This window comes from Micromonospora sp. WMMC241, from assembly GCF_027460165.1.
Classification (GTDB): Bacteria; Actinomycetota; Actinomycetes; order Mycobacteriales; family Micromonosporaceae; genus Micromonospora; species Micromonospora humi.
Genome location: NZ_JAPZBF010000001.1, coordinates 140,054 through 160,106 on the forward strand (window position 1 = coordinate 140,054; position 20,053 = coordinate 160,106).

General features: G+C 73.5%; 18 protein-coding genes. 12 read left to right on the forward strand and 6 right to left on the reverse strand.

The features are described from left to right. Positions 1-8: 8 nt before the first annotated feature. Positions 9-464: a GatB/YqeY domain-containing protein gene (locus O7598_RS00725; RefSeq protein ID WP_091070297.1), complete on the forward strand. Its 456-nt coding sequence runs from the start codon at positions 9-11 to the stop codon at positions 462-464. Between the two features lie 66 nt (positions 465-530). Here the strand turns inward: O7598_RS00725 and O7598_RS00730 are convergent, their stop codons facing one another. Continuing rightward, on the reverse strand, positions 531-2,963 hold the full coding sequence (locus O7598_RS00730; protein WP_269689541.1) for a penicillin-binding protein: 2,433 nt from the start codon (positions 2,961-2,963) through the stop codon (positions 531-533). A gap of 389 nt (positions 2,964-3,352) precedes the next feature. Between O7598_RS00730 and O7598_RS00735 the strand changes: the two genes are divergently transcribed. Continuing rightward, on the forward strand, positions 3,353-3,673 hold the full coding sequence (locus O7598_RS00735; protein WP_269689542.1) for a WhiB family transcriptional regulator: 321 nt from the start codon (positions 3,353-3,355) through the stop codon (positions 3,671-3,673). Positions 3,674-3,694: 21 nt separating this feature from the next. Here the strand turns inward: O7598_RS00735 and O7598_RS00740 are convergent, their stop codons facing one another. The 3 genes from O7598_RS00740 to O7598_RS00750 are packed head-to-tail and all read right to left on the reverse strand — an operon-like array spanning position 3,695 to position 6,504. Then, complete coding sequence (locus O7598_RS00740; protein ID WP_175441498.1) at positions 3,695-4,843, reverse strand: ArsA family ATPase; 1,149 nt, start codon at positions 4,841-4,843, stop codon at positions 3,695-3,697. A 54-nt stretch (positions 4,844-4,897) separates the two neighbouring features. After that, on the reverse strand, positions 4,898-5,872 hold the full coding sequence (locus tag O7598_RS00745; RefSeq protein ID WP_269689543.1) for an ArsA-related P-loop ATPase: 975 nt from the start codon (positions 5,870-5,872) through the stop codon (positions 4,898-4,900). A 26-nt stretch (positions 5,873-5,898) separates the two neighbouring features. Further along, positions 5,899-6,504 carry an Rv0361 family membrane protein gene (locus O7598_RS00750; RefSeq protein WP_269689544.1) on the reverse strand — a complete coding sequence of 202 codons (606 nt, stop codon included), beginning with the start codon at positions 6,502-6,504 and terminating at the stop codon, positions 5,899-5,901. 335 nt (positions 6,505-6,839) lie between these two features. Between O7598_RS00750 and O7598_RS00755 the strand changes: the two genes are divergently transcribed. From O7598_RS00755 to O7598_RS00785, 7 genes are all read left to right on the forward strand, one after another. Next, the gene (locus tag O7598_RS00755; protein WP_269689545.1) at positions 6,840-7,286 is read left to right on the forward strand and encodes a hypothetical protein; all 447 of its coding nucleotides are present in this window, start codon (positions 6,840-6,842) and stop codon (positions 7,284-7,286) included. Positions 7,287-7,348: 62 nt separating this feature from the next. Beyond that, positions 7,349-7,504: a DUF4177 domain-containing protein gene (locus tag O7598_RS00760; RefSeq protein WP_013289021.1), complete on the forward strand. Its 156-nt coding sequence runs from the start codon at positions 7,349-7,351 to the stop codon at positions 7,502-7,504. Between the two features lie 5 nt (positions 7,505-7,509). Then, positions 7,510-7,971: a RidA family protein gene (locus tag O7598_RS00765; RefSeq protein WP_269689546.1), complete on the forward strand. Its 462-nt coding sequence runs from the start codon at positions 7,510-7,512 to the stop codon at positions 7,969-7,971. Positions 7,972-8,089: 118 nt separating this feature from the next. Beyond that, positions 8,090-8,890, forward strand: a complete 801-nt coding sequence (locus O7598_RS00770) for an MBL fold metallo-hydrolase (protein ID WP_269689547.1) — start codon at positions 8,090-8,092, stop codon at positions 8,888-8,890. Further along, positions 8,887-12,465: an adenylate/guanylate cyclase domain-containing protein gene (locus O7598_RS00775; protein WP_269689548.1), complete on the forward strand. Its 3,579-nt coding sequence runs from the start codon at positions 8,887-8,889 to the stop codon at positions 12,463-12,465. The genes O7598_RS00770 and O7598_RS00775 overlap by 4 nt, the downstream gene beginning before the upstream one ends. A 108-nt stretch (positions 12,466-12,573) precedes the next feature. Continuing rightward, positions 12,574-13,044, forward strand: coding sequence for a hypothetical protein (locus tag O7598_RS00780; RefSeq protein ID WP_091070266.1), 471 nt, complete (start codon positions 12,574-12,576; stop codon positions 13,042-13,044). A 30-nt stretch (positions 13,045-13,074) separates the two neighbouring features. Continuing rightward, positions 13,075-14,550, forward strand: a complete 1,476-nt coding sequence (locus tag O7598_RS00785) for a serine/threonine-protein kinase (RefSeq protein ID WP_269689549.1) — start codon at positions 13,075-13,077, stop codon at positions 14,548-14,550. Here the strand turns inward: O7598_RS00785 and O7598_RS00790 are convergent. Further along, positions 14,537-14,938, reverse strand: coding sequence for a hypothetical protein (locus O7598_RS00790; protein ID WP_269689550.1), 402 nt, complete (start codon positions 14,936-14,938; stop codon positions 14,537-14,539). The two genes, O7598_RS00785 and O7598_RS00790, sit on opposite strands and share 14 nt — an antisense overlap. Positions 14,939-15,175: 237 nt before the next feature. On the opposite strand from O7598_RS00790, the gene O7598_RS00795 reads away from it, so the two are divergent. The 3 genes from O7598_RS00795 (at position 15,176) to O7598_RS00805 (ending at position 19,217) form a co-directional block, all read left to right on the forward strand. After that, a complete protein-coding gene (locus O7598_RS00795) occupies positions 15,176-16,960 on the forward strand; it encodes an alpha/beta hydrolase (protein WP_269689551.1) in 1,785 nt (594 codons plus the stop codon). Between the two features lie 125 nt (positions 16,961-17,085). Then, complete coding sequence (locus O7598_RS00800; protein WP_269689552.1) at positions 17,086-18,027, forward strand: transporter substrate-binding domain-containing protein; 942 nt, start codon at positions 17,086-17,088, stop codon at positions 18,025-18,027. Beyond that, entirely contained in the window at positions 18,024-19,217 is a 1,194-nt protein-coding gene (locus O7598_RS00805) for a hypothetical protein (RefSeq protein WP_269689553.1), read from the forward strand. Before O7598_RS00800 ends, O7598_RS00805 begins: the two co-directional genes overlap by 4 nt. Before the next feature lie 95 nt (positions 19,218-19,312). Here the strand turns inward: O7598_RS00805 and O7598_RS00810 are convergent, their stop codons facing one another. Next, positions 19,313-19,999, reverse strand: coding sequence for a hypothetical protein (locus O7598_RS00810; protein WP_269689554.1), 687 nt, complete (start codon positions 19,997-19,999; stop codon positions 19,313-19,315). Between the last annotated feature and the right edge of the window lie 54 nt (positions 20,000-20,053).

The following is a 20,053-nucleotide window of genomic DNA, read 5'->3' on the forward strand; positions in this document are numbered from 1 at the left end:
CACCGTTCATGAGCACGCTGAAGGACCGTCTCACCACCGACATGCGCGCCGCTCTCAAGGCGCGCGACGAGCTGACCACCTCGACGCTGCGGATGGCCCTCGCGGCCGTCGGCAACGCGGAGGTCGCCGGCCGCGAGAAGCGCGAGCTCAGCGACGACGAGGTGCTCGCGGTGCTGACCAAGGAGGCGAAGAAGCGCCGCGAGGCGGCCACCGCCTTCGCCGACGCGGGGCGCGCCGAGCAGGCCGGCAAGGAGACCGCCGAGGGTGAGGTGCTGGAGCGCTACCTGCCGAAGCAGCTCTCCGACGAGGAACTGGCCGAGCTGGTCTCGGGGGCGCTCGCCGCGGGCAGTTTCACCGGTAAGGCGCAGATGGGCCCGGCCATGAAGGCGGCCCAGGCCGCGGTGGCCGGCCGGGCCGAGGGTGGTCGGGTCGCCGCCGAGGTACGCCGCCAGCTCGGCCTCTGACGCACGCTCCGACACGGAACGGGCGGGCACCCCGGTGGGGTGCCCGCCCGTCGTCGTCGTTGCCGGTCAGCGCCGGCCTGGTCGGCCGTTGCCCGGGTTCGGGGGGACCGCCGGCCCGCCCGGTCCGGCGGTGTTGCCCGGCCCTGGCGCGCCCTTCCCGGAGCTGACCTCGATCAGGACCACGCCGCCCTTGATGGTCCGCCCGTCCGGGCTGGTGCCGGCCGCGGTGCCGGCGGGGCACTCCGACGGCACCTTGTTGCTGGACACCACCGGCTCGAAGCCCGCGCCGCTGATCCGCGACTTGGCGGCGTCCACGGTCTGGCACTTCACGCCGGGGATCGAACGTTGGTCACCCATCACGATCTTGCCGTTGGGTGGCGTGAAGTTCTTCCGTTCCTTGCCCTTCATGGCGTCCCGCAGCGTCTCGTAGACAGCCGGGTTGATGCCGTCCTTCACGTCGTGGCCCATCTTCTGGTTGGTCTGGGCCCAGTCCGGGTCGGCCATGATGCCGGCCACCGCGTACTGCTTGGTCATGGCGACCAGGGCGGACGTCTTCTCCGAGTCGGTGGTGCCGGACTTGCCGGCCACCGGGGCCTTCACGATGCCACGGACGTTGCCGGCGGTGGCGGTGCCGCACTTGGAGGTGTCGGAGCGGTCGCCGACCGGGCAGCGGGCCGCGTCCACAGCGGCGCGCGCCACCTCGGTGCTGATCCGCTGCTCGCAGTGCGGGTTGGCGATGTCGAGCTTGTCACCGTCCGGCCCGCGGATCTGCTGCACCGGGATCGGGTCGCAGTATTTCCCGTCGGCGGCCAGCGTGGCGTACGCGTTCGCCAGCTCCAGCGGGGTGGTCTGCGAGACACCGAGGCTGAACGCGCCCCACTGGTGCGGGTTCGCGGCGAGCTTGGCGTCGTCGGAGGAGCGGAAGCTGATGCCGAGCTTCTGCGCCGCCTTGACCACGTTCTCCGCGCCGACCCGCTGCTGGAGGTCGATGAAGAAGGTGTTCACCGAGAAGCCGAAGCCGCTCCACATGTTGTGCGGGCCGGCCATCGACTCGTTGGCGTTCTGCGGGCAGTACTTGTTCGTGCCCGGGCAGGCGGCCGGGGAGTTGAACTCGACCGGGTAGTCGGACTTGAACACCTTCTGCGCGTTGATGCTGTAGCTGAGCGGATAGCCCTTCTCCAGCGCGGCGACCAGCGTGAAGATCTTGAAGGTCGAGCCGGCCTGGTAGCCGGCGATGCCCGGACCGCCGGTGACCAGCGGGTTCACCGTGTTCGGGTAGTTGCCCCGGATCTTCTTCTTGGCCTTCCGCGGGTCGCTGGAGAGCTTGTTCTGCGGGTTCTTCGGGTCGTCGATCTTGAACTTCCGGTTCACCGCCACGGCCCGGACCCGACCGGTGCCGGGCTCGATCACGGCCACCATCCGGGCCGCCTTGCTGCTGTTGCTCAGATGGTTACGGACCGCCTTGTCGGCGGCCGCCTGCGCCTGCACGTCCAGGCTGGTGATGATGGAGTAGCCGCCGCTCTTCAACCGCCGGTCGCGGTCGTACGAGGTGGCGCCGAACGTCTCCTGCTGGAGCCACCAGCGGTAGAAGTAGTCGCAGAAGAAGCCCCAGGAGTTGGTGTTGGCCTGCACGCAGCCGTTCGGGGTGCGCTTGTCCTTGACCACCAGCTTGATCTTCTTGGCGGCGTCCGCCTCGGCCTGGGTGATCGCGCCGATCTGCACCATGTTCTGGATGACGTAGTCACGCCGGCCGACCGCCTCCGGGTAACCGGCCTTGGTCGTCGGGTCGAACGAGGTCGGCGCCTTCACCAGCCCGGCGAGCATCGCCGACTCCTGGATGTCGAGCTTGCTCGGCAGCTTGCCGAAGTAGACCTGGCTGGCGGCGTAGATGCCGTAGGCGCCGTTGCCGAACGCGGCGATGTTCAGGTAGCGCTCCAGGATCTCGTCCTTGGAGAGCTCCTTGTCGACCTGGAGCGCGAGGCTCATCTCGCGCAGCTTGCGGGTGCTGGTGTCCTCGGTGGCGGCGACCACGTCGGCCGGGTGGGTGGCCGAGTAGGAGATGGCCAGCCGGACGTACTGCATGGTGAGCGTGGACGCGCCCTGCCGCGACGACCCGGCGGACTGGTTGTTGACGAACGCCCGGGCCACGCCGTTGAGGTCCACGCCGTTGTGCTTGTAGAAGTCGTGGTCCTCGGCCGCGATGATGGCCTTGCGCATGTGCGGCGAGATGTCCTTGAGCTTGACGTCCTTGCGGTTCTCGTCGTACATCGTGGCCAGCGGCGTCTTGCCGTCCGAGGCGTACACGTAGGTGATCTGCGGGGCCCGGGCCACCGTCAGCTCCTTGGGCAGCGCCCCGAACGTCTCGGCGCCCGCCTTGGCGGCCAGGCCGGACATCGCCACCGCGGGGAAGGCCGCCGCGGCGACCACCACACCGGCCAGCAGGCCGCAGATCAGCAGCGATGCGGCGTTGGTAAAGACGTTGTGGTCACGTTTCCGCATCCAGGTCACCTCGACAGGGTACGCGAGCAGGGATCGGCGGGCGCATGGGGAAGTTTCCCCATTTCCATCACGCGCCGGCCTCGTTGTGCTAAACGCACGACACCCGGGGCGAGGTTGCGTGAGATCCACAGAAGTTCCGTCAAAGAGCCGCGTTTTGCCGTACCGGGGTCGGGTAGACGGCGGCGAAGGCCCGGGAAGCCGGGAATGTCCGGAACAGTGGATTTTGCCGACAACGTTGCGTAATCGGGTGACTACACAGCATGATGGTGGCGGCGATCGCAGTCACATGTCGTCCATGCCGCCCTGGGGAGGCCGGCGAGGACGACCGGGGGAAGTTCGGGGGCTGCTCGCGCGAAGTCGGTAGGTACTGCAAGGGGGGACGTGTACAGATGGGCATGATCACTGACTGGCCGTCGCTGGCGGCGTGTCAGAACGGGGACCCGGACGCGTTGTTCGTACAGGGCGCCGAACAGAACGTGGCGAAGAGGATCTGCCGGAGCTGCCCAGTTCGGTACGAGTGCCTGGCCGACGCGCTCGACAACCGGATCGAGTTCGGGGTGTGGGGAGGCATGACCGAACGCGAACGCCGGGCGCTGCTGCGCCGTCACCCGCAGGTGACCAGCTGGCGCAAGATGTTCGAGGCGGCCATGAAGAAGAACGCCAGGGAGAAGGCCGGCAAGGACAAGGTCCTGGTCACCACCGCGACCTGACGTCCCGGCCGGCCGGCGCGTTCACCGCCGGCTGATCGCCTCGCCGATCGTCCGCAGCCCGTCGACGTCGTGCACGTCGGCGGGCTGCGCCGTCACCGACACCGCCGGCACCGCCGGGAACGCCTCGGTGAACCGCGCCGCCACCCGCTGTTCCCGGTCCGCCTGCTGGGCCAGCGCGGCGTGCGCGCGCAGCACCTCGACGGTGCCCTCGTGCCCGCCGACGCCCGCCAGCCGCTCCGCCGCGGCCAGGCTCTCCGCCGCGCCCAACTCCGCCGCCGGCTCGTGCACCCGGTTGAGCACCAGCCCGGCCAGCGGCATCCGCTCGTCACGCAACCGGCCGGCGAAGTAGGCGGCCTCCCGGACCGCGTCCGGCTCCGGCGCCGCGACCAGCAGGAACGCCGTCTCGCGAGCCTGCAGGATCCGGTACGTCTGCTCGGCCCGCTGCCGGAACCCGCCGAACATCGAGTCGAGCGCGGCGACGAAGCCGGACAGGTCGGTGAGCAGTTGGGCGCCGAGCACCTTCTGCACCACCTTGGAGAACATCCCGAAACTGGCCGTGACCAGGCTGAACATGCTCCGCCCACCGCTGCGCGCCGGGGCCAGCAGCAGCCGTAGCATCCGGCCGTCGAGGAACCGCGACAGCCGGGCCGGCGCGTCGAGGAAGTCGAGCGCGGAACGCGACGGCGGGGTGTCCACCACGATCAGGTCCCAGTCGCCCCGGGCGTGCAACTGGCCCAGCTTCTCCATCGCCATGTATTCCTGCGTGCCGGCGAAGGTGGAACTCATGGCCTGGTAGAAGGGGTTGGCGAAGATCTCCGCCGCCTTCGTCGGGTCGGTGTGCTGGAGCACCACGTCGTCGAACGTGCGCTTCATGTCGAGCATCATGGCGTGCAGCTCACCGCCGCTGGCCTCCACGTCGATGCCCTTGACCTGGCGGGGTGTGTTGTCCAGCTCGGTCAGGCCCAGCGACTGGGCCAACCGGCGGGCCGGGTCGATGGTGAGCACCACCGTCCGCCGCCCGTGCCGCTCGGCCGCCCGCAGCGCCAGCGCCGCGGCGGTGGTCGTCTTGCCCACGCCGCCCGCGCCGCAGCAGACCACGATCCGCACGCCCGGGTCGGCGAGGATCTGGTCGACGTCCAGCGGAGGCGCCGCGTCTTCGGAAGGCACCAATCGAGCGTATCGGTCCCGAGGGGCTCTCTGCTCCGTGCCGGCCGCAGGTGTGAGTCAATCCGCCCGGACGAGCGCCTCGGCGAGCGTCGCCAACCCCGCCCGGTCGACCCCGTCGGGCAGCAGCGGCAGCTCGGTCAGGGGCAGCCCCAGCTCCACCAGGTCACCGCGGAGCGAGTCCTCGAGCTCACGGCGTACCCGCTGGTCGCGCGCCTCCTGGGCGAGGCCGGCCACGGTGCGGGCGTCGGTGGGCAGGCCGGCGGTGGCCAACCCCCGCTTCAGCTCGGCCGCGGTCACCGCGCGGCCGGCCGGCACCGGCGGGCGGACGCCGTTCACGATCACCCGGCCGACCGGGAAGCCGAGCTGGGTCAGGTCGGCCACCGCGTCGAGCGTCTCCTGGACCGGCATCTCCTCCAGCAGCGTCACCACGTGCACGGAGGTCATCGGCGAGCGCAGCAGCGCGGAGACACCCTCGCTCTGGGTCTTGATCGGGCCGACCTTCGCGAGTCGGGCGGTCTCCGCCGTGACGTTGAGGAAGCGGCCGATCCGCCCGGTGGGCGGGGCGTCCAGCACCACCGCGTCGTACGCCCGGCGTGACCCGACGCTGCGGGTGGTGGCCTCCTTGACCTTGCCGGTGAGCAGTACGTCGCGCAGGCCCGGGGCGATCGTGGTGGCGAAGTCGATCGCGCCGAGCTTGCGCAGCGCCCGGCCGGCCGCGCCGAGCTTGTAGAACATGTCCAGGTATTCGAGGAGCGCCTCCTCGGCGTCGACCGCCAGGGCCCGCACCTCACCGCCGCCGGGGGCGTCGGTGAGGTGCCGCTCCTCGTAGGGCAGCGGGTCGGTGTCGAAGAGCTGGGCGATGCCCTGCCGCCCCTCGACCTCGACCAGCAGGGTGCGCCGACCCCCGGCGGCCAGCCCGAGGGCCAGCGCGGCCGCCACGCTTGTCTTGCCCGTGCCGCCCTTGCCGGTCACCACGTGCAGGCGGCCCCGCCATCTGCCGGCGGACTCGGCCGGCTGCTCACTCGCTGCCACCCGTCGAGCGTAACCAGCCGTCGGGATCAGGCGACCTCGCAGACCCACCAACCCGTCTTCCGCACCACGGTGAAGCGCAGCTCCTGGTCGGCGACCTTCTCGTCGGCGGTGGTCATGGTGACCCGGGTGGAGACCGTGGCCCGGTCCCCGGTCTGGTTGTCGACAGTCGGGTTGGTCCAGCGGAACCGGGGGTTCTGGTACTGGCCGGCGTACTTCTGCACCTCGGCGACCTTGGCGGCGATCTTCTCCTCGTCGCGGGCGGCGGAGCAGACGAACGTGGCCGCCTTCTCGGCGTCCCGGTCCTGGTAGACCGCCTTGACGAAGCCGTCCACCGCCACCTGTGGCTCCTTGGCGCCCTGGCCGTCCTCGCCGTTGCGGAGGGCGAGGAAGGCGACCGTGCCGCCACCGCCGCAGAGCAGCACGGCCGCGGCCAGCACGATCGAGGCGATCAGCAGCGTCGGGCGTTTGCGCCTCGGCGCCCCGGCGGGGTACGGCGGGTGGCCGGGCGCGGGCCCCGGGGTGGCGGTGAGCGGTGGTTGGCCGGGCCCGGCCGGCGTGGCCCCGGCGGAGGTCGGTGGTGGGAAGGGGTCGCCAGGCGTGCCGGTGGCGCCACCGGCGGGTGGTTGGGTCATCGATCTCCCCCGGGTTGCGGCGCGCCCGTCGCCGCCCCAGGCGACGGGCACGGGGTCGAGGTGGTGGGTGTGCGCACCGCGCGCGCCCAGTCCGGAAGGGTAGCGGTCGGCGGGCCGGTTGCCAGCCCCGAGTGGACGGCGTGCCGAACGCGAGAAAGCCGTCGCGTTCCCGACCAGCCTTGTGTCGCATATGTGACTTAACGTGATCAGTCATGCGCGTCCCGTTGTCGGGACGGTCGCCGCGTCCTACGTTCGTCGCGACGCGGTGGCCGGATCGGGGGACTTCGAGCCGCCCGATGGTGCTTGTGAGCAGGTATGACGCCCGGAGGCAGCGGATGCGCGACGCGGAGAACATTCCCCGAGCCCAGTTTCCCCCCGGCGACCGGGCCGCGCGGCCCGGCGACGCCGACGGCCCCGGCGCGGGCACGCCGTTCAACGAGCGTTCCTACCGCCCGCCGGTCGAGGTGGTCCGCACGCTGGTCCGGCCCGCCGGCCGCGGCCGGGACGAGGAGGAGCCCGGCTACGTCATCCACCTTCCGGTGCGGGTACCCGACCTGGCGGCGGCCACCGCACTCGCCAGCATCGTGGCCACCTCGCTGGGCTTCCTGGCCGAGCTGGACGCCGGGGAGACCACCGTCTCCACCGCCGACGACCAGAACAACCGCCACCGGGTCTTCTGCGACCTGCTGCTGGCCGACCGCAGCCGCTGCCCGCAGCGCTACGAGCACCTGGGCCCCTGCGGCGAGCCGCCCGCGCCGGAGCAGCGTCCCGCGACTGGCTGAGGTCGCCGGACCGTAGGCTGTGCCTGACCGAAGTCCAAGCCAGGCAAGGGAGCCTTCCTCCGATGCAGAAGTGGGAATACGCCACGGTTCCGCTGCTGGTCCACGCGACCAAGCAGATCCTCGACAACTGGGGCGAGGACGGCTGGGAGCTGGTCTCCGTGGTGCCCGGCCCGAATCCGGAGCAGCTCGTCGCATACCTGAAGCGCCCGAAGGGCTAGATCAGATGAGCAACGGACCCCACGCGAAGCTCGCCGAACTCGGTCTCGACCTGCCCGAGGTGGTGCCGCCGGTGGCCAGCTACGTGCCGGCCGTCCAGTCCGGGCAGCACGTCTACGTCTCGGGTCAGCTCCCGATGGCCGAGGGCAAGCTGCTCGCCACCGGGAAGGTCGGCAACGGTGTCTCCGCCGAGCAGGCCAAGGACCTGGCGGAGCGGTGTGCGTTGAACGCGCTCGCCGCGATCGACGCGCTGGTCGGGCTGGAGAACGTGGTCAAGATCGTGAAGCTGACCGGCTTCGTGGCCAGCGCGACCGGCTTCACCGGCCAGCCGGCCGTGATCAACGGCGCCTCCGACCTGCTCGGCGCCGTCTTCGGCGAGGCCGGCCGGCACGCCCGCAGCGCGGTGGGCGTCGCCGAACTCCCCCTCGACGCCCCCGTCGAGGTCGAGCTGATCGTCGAGGTGGCGTAACTCCCCGTCCCCGCGATCTTGCAGGTTGTGCCCCGGCAGAAGCCCCGAACGAGGACAAACCCCGGGCCGGAACTGCAAGATCGCGGGGGATGGCGGGCGGGGTCGTACGATCGCTGCCATGGGTGGGCGTGTGACGGGGGCCGCAGGGGCGCTCCTGGACGAACTGCCGGGGTGGGTGTCGCTGCTGCGTGCGCCCAACCCGGGGCCGATGACGCTCGACGGGACCAACACCTGGGTGCTGCGGGCCGCTCCGGACGCGCCGGCAGTGGTGGTCGACCCGGGGCCGGCGGACGAGGGGCACCTGGCCGCGATCGCCGCGCACGGGCCGGTCGGGTTCGTGCTGATCACGCACGGGCACCCGGACCACACCGAGGGCGCGCCGCGGCTGCGCGAGCTGCTCGGCGGCGTGCCGGTGCTCGCCGCCGACCCGGCGCACACCGCCGGCGGTGAGCCGCTGACCGGGCCGGTGGAGTACTTCGGCGGCTTCGGGATGACGCTCCGGCTGCTGAGCACCCCCGGGCACACCGCCGACTCGGTCTGCCTCCTGGTCGAGCACGACGGCCAGCGGGTCGTGCTGACCGGCGACACCATCCTCGGCCGGGGCACCACAGTGGTCGCCCACCCGGACGGGCACCTCGGGGACTACCTGTCGAGCCTGGAGCTGCTGTCCACGTACCGGGGGGTCCCGGCGCTTCCGGGTCACGGCCCGGCGCTGGCCGACTGCGGCGCGGCGGCCGAGTTCTACCTGGCCCACCGGCGGGCCCGACTCGACCAGGTGCGCGCCGCCGTGGCCGCCGGCGCCACCACCGCGCCCGAGGTGGTCGCCGTGGTCTACGCCGACGTCGACCGGTCGCTGTGGTGGGCCGCCGAGTGGTCCGTCCGCGCCCAGCTCGAACACCTCGGGGTGGAGCAGCCGTGACCTGCCCGGTGTGCGGGACCGTCGCGGTGCCCGGCGCGCGGTTCTGCCACAACTGCGGCGCGGCGCTGCCGGCCGCGGCCACCCTGCCGGCCGCCGAGCGCCGCGTGGTCACCGTGCTCTTCGGCGACCTCTCCGAATTCACCTCCTGGTCGGAGGATCTCGACCCGGAGCGGGTCGGCGCGGTCACCGACCGGGTGCTCGCCGCCCTGGCCGGCGCCGTCAAGACGTTCGGCGGGCACGTCGACAAGCTCACCGGCGACGGGATCATGGCGGTCTTCGGCGCGCCTGTCGCGCACGAGGACGACGCCGAGCGTGCGGTGCGGGCGGCGCTGTCCATGCAGCGGGCCGTCCGCCGGGTGCTCGACGACGAGCGGGGCGGCGGCGCGCCGCTGGGCCTGCGGGTCGGGCTCAACACCGGGGACGTCATCGCCGGCATCCAGGCCGCGATCGAATACACGGTCATCGGCGACACGGTGAACACCGCCGCGCGGCTGGCCGACGCCGCCGCGGTCGGCGCGATCTACGCCGGCGCGCGGACCTCCACCGCGACCCGGCACGTCGCCTCCTGGCGGGCGCTGCGCCCGCTGCGGCTCAAGGGCAAGCGCGAGCCGGTCGAGGCGTACGAGCTGCTGGGCCTGCTGGACGCGCCGGGCACCCGGTCCGGCCTCGGCGACGAGGCGCCCTACGTGGGCCGGGAGACCGAGATCGGTCGGATCGCCGGCCGGCTCGCCGAGGTGATCGACCGGGGCGAGCCCCGGGTGCTGCTGATGACTGCCGAGGCGGGCATCGGCAAGTCCCGGTTCGCCGCCGAGGTGGAACGTCTCGCCGCCGGCTACGACGTCGGCGCCGGCCGGTACGCGGCGCACACCGGCGCCCGGGTGCTCTCGGTCCGCTGCGCCGCGTTCGGCGAGCGGCGCCGGCTGGCGCCCCTGGCCGACCTGGTCCGCGCCGCGGTCGGCCTGCCCAACGACGCGGCCACCGCGGTCACCCGGCCGGCCGTCGAGGAGCGGCTGCGCCGGCTCGGCCAGCGCCTCGCCCGGCTCCCCGGCGACCCGCCACCGATCGCCGTGGACCAGCTCCTGGCCCTGCTCGGGTACGCCGAGCTGCCGCCCGCCGCGGACAGCGTCGAGTGGAACGCCGCCACCGCGCCACCGGACGCCGAGGCGGTGCCGAACGCGGTCGCGGACCTGCTCAGCGCGCTCGCCGGCGAGGCGCCGATGGTGATCGTGGTGGACGACCTGCACGATGCCACCGCCGAGACGGTCAAGGCGCTCGCGCTGACCCTCAACCGGCTCGCCGGCCCGGTGCTGGTGCTGCTGCTCGGCCGCCCCGAACTGGTGCGGACCGCCGGCGCGCTGACCCGGCTCGCGGACGCCGAGGTGCACGCGCTGCCGCCGTTGCGCGGCGCGGACGCGGCCCGGCTGCTCACCAGTTATCTGGCCGGGGGCCGGCTGCCCCAGGCCGACACCGACCGGCTGCTCGCCACCGCCCAGGGCAACCCGTTCTACCTGGCCGAGCTGGTCACGCTGCTGATGGAGCGCGGGGCGCTGACCGCCGGCCCGGGCCGCGGCGCGGACGTGTCCTGGCGCCTGGCTCCCGGCTCGCTGGGCAGCCGGTTGCTCTCCCGGGACCTGGCCGCCGTCCTCGCGGCGCGGATCGACGCACTGCCGCCGGACGCCCGCTCGGTGCTGCGCGACGCCGCGGTCGTCGGCGACGCCGCGGTCGCCGGCGCGCTGGAGGCGCTGCGCGAGCAGCGGGCCGGGCGGGACGGTCGGCCCGCCGCGGTGGCCGCGGTCGAGTGGGAGCGGGCAGTCGAGGAACTGCTGCAACGCCGCATGCTGCACCGCACGCGCACCGGCTTCGCCTTCGCCACCCCGCTGATGCGGGAGGCCGCGTACGCCGGGGTGAGCAAGGCCGAGCTGGCCGAGCGGCACGCCGCGCTGGCCCGCTGGGCCGCGCCGGAGAGCGTGTCCCCGGCCGGCGCCCCGGCGGGCGGGTTCACCGAGGCGGCCCGGGACGACTTCGTCGCCGAGCACGTCGAGCGGGCCACCGCGCTGGCCGACGCGGTGAAGCTCCGCCCGGACGCGCCGGCCCGGGCGGTCGCGGACCTGGGCGTGGCCGCGCTGGGCCGGGCCGCCCGCCGGTCGCTGCGGCTGGGCGAGCCGGCCCTTGCCGTCGAGTACGCCGAACGCGCGGCCGAGCTGGCCCGGGGCGCGGTGCCCCCGGCCGACCGGGTGGTGCACGCCCGGGCGCTGTTGCAGATCGGCCGCCCGGCCGACGCGCTCGCCTCGGCCGAGAAGATCGCCGCGAACGCCGGCGAACCGGCCACCCGGGCCGCCGCGCTGCTGCTCGCCGGGCAGGCCCAGCAGACCCTGGGTGACGCCGAGCGGGCCGAGCGCAGCTATCAGGAGGCGTTGCAGGTCGCCACCGACGCGGACCTGCCGACCGTGCGTGGCTCGGCGATGCGCCGGCTCGGCATGGCCGACTTCATCGCCGGCCGGCTCGGGCAGGCGAGCAGCCGGCTGGCCGCCTCCTACCAGGTCAGTCTCGCCGCGCGGGACCCGCGCGGGCAGGCGTGGTCGTTGCAGAACCTGGCCTGGGTGACCACCACCCGGGGCGACTTCGCCGGCACCGACGCGGTGCTCGGCCGCGCCGCGCGGCTCTTCGCCGAGCTGAAGGACCCGTACGGGCGGGCCTGGCTGCGCGGCACCACCGCGTTCGCCCGGCTGCTCGCCGGCCGGCTGCGGGAGGCGTGCCGGCTGGCCCGGGTGTTCCTGCCGTTCGGGGAACGGGTCGGTGAGGCGTGGGCGGTGGGCACGCTGCGGGCGGTCGAGGCGTACGCCACGGCCGAGCTGGGCGACCTGGCCGAGGCGGACCGGGCGGCGCGGCGCGCGTACCGGGACTTCGCCGAGGTGGGTGACGACTGGGGGCAGGGCTTCGCGCTGGTGGTGCGCGGCGTGGTGGCGCGCGGGCTGGGCGAGCCGGAACATGCGGCCGACCTGTTCTGCGACGCCCTCGAGTACGCCGACCGCACCACCCATCCACTGCTCACCGGGATGGCCGGCACGCTGCGCGGCTTCGTCGCGCTGGAGATGGGCGACTGCGAGACCGCCGAGCGGGAGGCGCGTTCGGTGCTGACCAGTGTGGAACCGCACAACCCGCAGGCGCCGGCCCAGGTCGCGCCGCGGGTGCTGCTGGCCATGGCGCGGGTCGCGGCCGGTGACCCGGGCACCGCGGTGGGGCTGCTCGCCCCGGTGGCCACCGGGGCGGCCGACGCGCCCTCGTTGCTGTTCTCCCGGCGCCAGACGATGGCCCGGTACGCCGGCGCGCTGCTCGCCCACGGCCAGCGGGAGCAGGCGCTGGACTGGGCGCAGCGGGCGATCTCCGCCCCGGCCGAGGACGTCCGCAGCCAGGTGGTGGCGCGACTGGTGCTGGCCGAGGCGCTGGACGCCTGCGGCCGTCCGGCCGAGGCGCTGGCCAGTGCCGAGGAGGCGGTGCGCCTGGCGTACGCCACCGAGCAGCGCAGCGAACGGGCCGCCGCCGACGCGCTGCGGGCCCGCCTCCTCGCCGGCTGAGCACTTCCGGTTCTGCCGGTTCCGGGGATGTGTTCGACGGTGCGGGCGGTTAGCGTGGGGCGGCGGCGCGTGTGGGCGAGCACCGCCGCGGGTGCATGAGGAGGGACGATGAGGCTGCCGCGCTCCGGCGCCGGCTGGACGATCGCGGTCTTCGGGCTGCTGGCGCTGCTGCTCGGCGCGCTGGGCCTGATCTGGCCGGAGACCCAGCTGCGCCTGCTCGGCTTCGAGGTGCCGGCCGAGCGCGCGCCGGGCGACTACACCGGCACGTTCCTCACCGCCGCCTCGATGGCCTCGTTCAACATGGGCGTCTACTACCTGCTCGCGGTGGCCACCGAGTGGCGCCCGTTCTACCGCTTCACGGTCTGGTTCCGGCTGGTCACGTTCACCGTGTTCACCATCGCGGTGCTCTCCGACGTGGCACCGGGGCGGTTCTTCGGGGTGGCCGCGTGGGAGGGCCTGGGCGCGCTGGCGACCGCCGCCGGCCTGTGGTGGGACGCGCGCCGGGCGACCGCCGATCCGACCGTCCCGACCGGGTCGGGCGACTCCGTGCCGGTGCCGGCCTCCGACGCGGCGCGCTGACCGACCAGGACCGTTGGGTATTTTCGAGCCGTGACCGAGACCCCGCCCGGCGCCCTGCGGCTGCCCATCGTGCCCGGTCTGACCGATCTGGAGGTTTTCGCCCGCGGTGGTTACGCCACCGTCTACCGGGCGACCCAGATCTCGGTGGGGCGGGAGGTGGCGGTCAAGGTCGAGAACCGGACGCTGGACAGCGAGCGCGACCAGGCCCGGTTCCTGCGCGAGGCCCGGGCCGCCGGCCGGATGTCGTCGCACCCGCACGTGGTCGACCTCTTCGACGTCGGGGTCACCGTCGACCAGCACCCCTACCTGATCATGGAGCTCTGCGACGGCTCGTACGCGGAACGGATGCGCACCTCGCCGCTGGACGCGGCGGAGACCCGCGACCTCGGCGTGAAGATCGCCGACGCGCTGGCCCACTCGCACGCGGCAGGCGTGCTGCACCGCGACGTCAAGCCGGCCAACATCCTGCACTCCGAGTTCAACTCGGCGGTGCTCGCCGACTTCGGGCTGGCGGTGCTGGCCGAGGTGCGCGACGCCTCGGTCACGCTGGAGGTCCTCACCCCGGCGTACGCGCCGCCGGAGATGTTCAGCCACAGCCCGCCCAGCCCGGCCGTGGACGTCTACGCGCTCTGCGCCACGCTCTACGCGGTGATGCACGGCCGCCCCCCGCGCTGGCAGTCCGAGCGCAATCCGAGCCTGGTCACCGTGCTGGAGATGTTCCAACAGCCGATCCCCGGCCTGCCCGGGGTGCCCGAGGAACTGATCGACGTGCTGCGCCTGGGCATGTCCAACGACCCGGGTGAGCGGCCCTCCGCCGTCGAGCTGCGCGGCATGCTCGCCGCGCTCCCGCTCGACCCGGGCGCTCCGACGCCCCCGTTCGTCGGCACCGGCGGCCCGTACGGCCGTACCGGCGGGCCGAGCCCGCGGCAGCCCGCCAAGGACGACCACCCGACCGTGCCGACGCGGAGCCGGCGCTGGCCGAGGCGCTGGTTCCTCGGCGGGGCGGGCGTGCTCGCGCTGGCCGCCTCCGCCGGCGGCGGCGCCTGGCTGGCCGGCGGGCCGCCGCCCGCGGTGTCGCCGACGGTGCTGGCCACCGGCGTGGCCGGGGCGACGCCACTGCCCGGCTGCGCCTCCGCCGACGTCCGGCTCCCGGCCGGCGCGCGTTGCGGGTCCGAGTTGGAGTGCTACGGCCCGGTGCGGCTGCGCCGGGACCGGGCCGAGGCGAGCCGGGTGCCGTGCGACGGGCAGCACACCTGGGAGACCTACGCGGCGGGCGACCTGCCGGCCGCGCTCGCCGGGGCGGCGCACGACGCGGTGACCGCCGACCCGGCCGTCCGCAAGGTCTGCAACACCGGCACGTTCCGCCTGGTCAGCGGCGTCGAGAAGGCGACCGGGTGGAACCTCGAAGTGTTGCCGCCGGCTGCGACCGAGGCCGACCGCACCTATCGCTGCCTGGCCGGGCAGGGCGTGAACGCGCTCGCCCGCCCCACCCTCACCGGTCGCTGAGCCCGTTTCCGGCGCGCTGCTGCTGCCGCACCGACCTCGGGTCGAGCGTCTCCAGCGTGTCCGCGTCGACCGGGTGGCCGCCCGGCGTGCGCAGGTTCCGCACCGCACGCGGGTCGATCGCCTCGAGCGTGTCGGCGTCCACCCCGTACCCCGGGTCGGGGACCGGCCAGCCCTGAGCCCGCGGGGTGTCGACGCCACCGCCGCCGGACTGCCGGGCGGCGGTGATCGTCACCCCGGCGACCATGCCGAGTACGACACAGACCAGGGCCAGCACGACCGACAGGATGCCGGGCGGTCGCCAGGCCGCCAGCGTCACCAGCGCGGCCACCGTCGCCACGGAGGCGACGAGGGCCTTCGTCCGCGCATTCGACCTCGGGAACGAACTCACCCGACAAGCATGGCCCAGCAGGCCGGCCTGTCAACCGCCGGCCCGGGACGGCTTCCCGTCACTGATCCGTTCCACAGAGGATCGCGAAAAGCGTCGATCAAGAAAAATTCGTTACGTCCATTGGCCTTTTGCCACATCGATCCGCTTTTGCGGGGCACCTCCGATGGCCGTCGATCCCTAGAGTGACGAGGGTCGAGGTCTCCTCGACGGATCTGTTCCCCACCGGAAGGCAGCCACATGCCCCGAGTAGTCCGGTCCCTCGCCGCAACAGGGATCGCCGGGATCCTCCTCGCCGGATCGGCCGTCGCGCCCGCCGCGGCCGCCGCGCCGGCAGCGCAAGCGCCCACGTACGACCGCACCAGCACGGCCGAGGCACGCCGGGTGGACCGCGTGCCCACGCCCAAACTCGACTGGTACGCCTGCTACGACTACGCCGAGTGCGCGACGGTCCGGCTGCCGCTGGACTACGACAACCCGAAGGGCGCCACCACCGAGGTCGCGCTGCTCCGGGTCAAGGCCCGCGACCGGCAGCACAAGGTCGGCAGCCTCTTCCTCAACCCGGGTGGCCCGGGCGGCTCCGGCACGGACATCGCACTCGCCGCACCCTACTTCCTCGGCGACGACCTGCTCGACCGCTTCGACATCGTCGGCGTCGACCCGCGCGGCGTGGCGGCCAGCGACAACATCAAGTGCTTCCCGTCGGTGAAGGAGCAGACCCGGGCGTACGCCGGGCTGAACGTCGCGTTCCCGTGGACGAAGGCCGAGGAGAAGGCGTACGTCGCCTCGTCCAAGGCGGTCGGCAAGGCGTGCTCGACCACCGGCAAGCCGTTGACCGGCGCGGCGTCCACCGCCGAGGTGGCCCGCGACATGGACGTGCTGCGCCGGGCGGTCGGCGACAAGAAGCTCAGCTACCTGGGCTTCAGCTACGGCACCGCGCTGGGCCAGTACTACGCCAACATGTTCCCGGACCGGTTCCGCGCGCTCGTCGTCGACGGCGTGCTCAACCCCAACGCCTGGGTCGGCCAGGGCAAGGCCCGCAACCAGCTCCAGGAGACCCGGCTGCGCAGCGCCGACGGCGCCTACGAGGCGCTGCACGAGATCCTGGTCCGGTGCGGCAAGGTCGGCGCCGACAAGTGCGAGCTGGCCGCCAAGGGCAACCCGGTGGCCGCCTACGAGACGGTGGCCAAGCGGCTGCGCAAGAAGCCGGTGGTGATCGACGACCCGGACTACGGCTCGTACACCGTCAGCTACGCCGACTTCGTCGGCGCCACCCTCGGCGCGCTCTACGACCCGTACGGCTGGTCGTCCGTCGTGGAGATCACCGTCCTGCTGCTGGACGCGACCGACCCGGCCGCCGGCAAGGCCGCCACCGCGACGGCCCGCAAGGCGCTCGCCGCCCGCGCCGCGCAGGCCCGGCAGCAGCGGGGATACGACTTCCCGTACAACAACGGGCTGGAGACGTTCCTGACCGTGGACTGCACCGACGCCTACCACCCGAAGAGTGCGGACGCCTGGCCGGCGCTGTCGGCCAAGGAGGACCAGCGGGCACCGTACTTCGGGCGGGCCTGGGCCTGGGGCACCTCGCCCTGCGCCCGCAACACCTGGACGGTGCGCGACGAGGACGCCTACACCGGCCCGTTCAACCGCACCACCGCCGCCCCGGTGCTGGTGGTCGGCAACTACTGGGACCCGGCCACCAACTACCAGGGCGCGGTCGGCTCGGCCAGGCTGCTGCCGAACAGCCGGCTGCTGAGCAGCGACAGCTGGGGGCACACCGCGTACGGCACCTCGGCGTGCGTGACCAGCCGGATCGACGCCTACCTGCTCACCGGCAAGCCGCCGGCCAAGGGCACGCTCTGCGTCGGTGACTCCCAGCCGTTTGAGGAGGAGGCGGCGCCCGAGCGGGCGGACGCCTCCAAGAGCGAGTTGGCCCGCGCCGGCGAGCCGGGCCGGGGCGAGCCGAAGCGGCTGCCGCCGGTGGCCACGCCGCGGCCCGCGGTCGGCACGCTGACCGTCCGCTGACGGACCCCCGGGGTGCGGCGGGTGATCGGGCGCCCGCCGCACCCCGGGCCGGCAGGAACGCAGCCGATTGTGTGGTGGCGGCTACTCTGAGTGCCCCGTCGTCGTGTCCGTGATCGAGGTGCCCGATGCCTGAGGTCTCTCCCCGCCACCGGCTCCGCTCGCTCGCCACCACGCTGGCCGTGGCGTTGACGCTCACCCTGGCCGCCGCCGCCGGCTGCGACAACCGTCGCGAACCGCCACTGCCCTCGGTCCTCGACAAGTTGCACGAGTCGCACGTCGACGGTCAGGCAAAGATCAAGATCGGGATATCCGAGACCGAGCCGCTGATGGGGGCCCTGCGCGACGGCGCGCACGTCGGCTTCGACGTCGAGATCGCCCGCTACATCGCCGCGTCGCTCGGCTTCCAGGGTGAGCAGCGCATCCAGTGGGTGGCGCTGGCCACCGAGGACCGCATCCCCGCGCTCCAGGGCGGCACCGTCGACCTGGTCGTGTCCAGCTTCTCGATGACCGAGGAACGGGAGAAGCTGATCAGCTTCGCCGGGCCCTACTTCGTCACCACCCAGGAGGTGATGGTGCCGACGCGGCTGCGCGACCGCATCCGCACCATCGAAGACCTGCGCCGGCCGGAGCTGCGGATCTGCACCAGTGGCGGCTCCACCACCGAGGCGGAGCTGGAGAAGCACCAGGTCCGCGCGTACGTGGTGAAGACCGTCGGCGACTGCGTCCGCGGCATCCGGGAACGTCGCTACGACGCGGTCAGCTCCGACGAGACCATCCTGGCCGGCTTCCTCTCCCAGTACCCGACCGAGTTCGAGATCGTCGACATGCCGTTCGGCACCAGCGAGCTGCTCGGCATCGGGGTGCCGATCGGTGACCCGGCGCTGCGCGACCTGGTCGCGTTCGCCCTCCAGAAGAGCTACCTGGAGGGCCGGGACGGGATCAGCAGTCCCTGGCTGACCGCCTACAACCGCACGCTCGGGCCGTGGCTCAAGGCCGACAAGTCCCAACCGCAGCCGCTGCACGTGCCGAAGCTCGTCGACTTCGACGACAAGGCGCCCCGGCGATGACCGCCCCGCCCGAGGCCGCCCCGCCCGAAGGCGACGTGCCGGACGCCGCCCCGCCGGACCGTCCGACCCCGGCCGGTTCCGGGCCGGACCGTCCGACCCCGGACGCCGCCCCGCCGGACCGTCCGACCCCGGCCGGTTCCGGGTCGGACCGTCCCGCCCCGGCCGGTTCCGGGTCGGTCGGCGCGCCGCCCGCCCGGCCCGTACCGTCGCCGGTCGACCCGGCGGCGCGCCGGGCCCGGGCCACCCAGTCCTTCTGGACCGCGGTGGTCGGTGTGCCGGCGGTCTTCTCGGTGCTGCGGCTGGGCGTCGAGGCGGGCGGCGAACTGCAGACCACGCTGCTGCTGGTGGCGAACGTCGGCACGGTGAACCTGCTGGCCGGCTTCCTCACCACGGCCGCCGCGCTGCTCTCCACCGCCCTGGTCGCGGTCTTCGCGCTCGGCGCGGTGCTGCGGGCCAGCGTGGACCGGATGCCGTCGGGGATGCGACGTCCGCTCTTCGCCCGCTGGGTGGACAGCACGCCGGCCTGGTTCGCCGTGGCCAGCTTCCTGCTCGCGCTGGTCACCTGGCCGCTGCTCTACCTGCCGTTGCTGCTGCCCGCGTTCGTGGCCGCCTTCCAGCTCGGCCCGGAACGGCTGCACGAGCAGCGGGCGCCGCGGCTGCTGCTGCTCGCCGCCGGCTTCGCCGGATACCTCTGGCTTCTCGGGCCCACCCTGGTCGACGCCGTCCGGCAGGGGGAGGCGCTCGCGCTGGTGCTGCTGGTCGTACCCCCGGTGCTGGCGCTCTTCGTGACCGGCCCGCTGCCGGCGGCGGTGATCCGGCCGCTCGCGTCGGTCACCGAGGCGGCGGTGCTGGCCATGCTGGTCTGGGCCGCCCTGCCGGTGATCACTACGCCGGTGCTGCCGCTGACCGTGACCACCGTCGAGTCGTCGCCGGGCGTCACGGAGGACGTCCGGGGTCACGTCGTGACCGTGGACGACGTCGACGTGGTGCTGCTCCAGGAACGCGGCGGTGTCCGCTACCTGCCGGTCGGCCAGGTACGCGCGCAGGTGCTCTGCCCGAGCGAGGACGAGCTGCCCCGACGGCAGCTCCGGGTGCGTGACTTCCACGTGGAGGACTCGCTGCTGGAGGGGCTGGGTCGCCGGGTCCGCCCGGTCCACCGGATAGACGCCGCCTGCCGCACTGTCGCCTGAGTTCCGTCCCGCGCTCCCGCGAGATCTTGGTACGCCCGCGCCCCTCAAGGGGCGGTTCCGTACCCAGATCTCTCCTCGTAGCGCGACCGACGAGGTCAGCGCGTGCTTCGGAGCAGGTCGACCAGGTCTGCCGCCTCGACCAACTCGTCGCCGAGCGGAGTGCCCGCACCGGCCACCGCAGCCGTCCACAGCAGCTCGGCCGGGACGTCGGAGGCCAACCAGCGCGCCAGCTCCCGCCCGGACCGCTCGTTCGGCGCCGACCACCGCACGATTTCCGCCAGGTGGCGGATGGGCGCTTCGCCCGGCAGTTCGGCGAAGTCCGCGAGGTAGGGGTCGACGCTCAGCTCCAGTGCGGCCACCGCGTCCAGCACCTCCTCCGCCGGGCATGTCGACGGCCACGAGGTCAACGTCCATCGCCACCAGGCGCGGAGGAAGCCCTCGACCGCGTCCCGCTCGGCCGGTGTCCAGACTGCCCACTGCTCGCCGATCCGGCGGGTCACGGTCGCCGGCCACCACCAGTCGGTCATCTCGCCGCCCGCGTAAGCGGTCAGCAGCCGGGGCACCAGGTGCGGCAGTTCGCTCCCGTCGCCCCAGGTGCCCGAGTTGCCGAGGTAGCCGCCGAGCTGTTCCGGGTTCAGCGCGCGCAGCGGGGTGCGCCGGAAGCGGTCGACGTCCGCCGGGTCCACGCAGTGCTCGCACGCCGCCATGTCGGACGGCATCGGGTGCCGGGCGAAGACGGCGTACAGCCGCTCGCCCGCCCGCTCCACCTCACCCGCCCACACCCCGCCAGTCTCCGCGCCCCCGCCGCCGGCGTCGAACGGGTTCCGTGCGGCGGC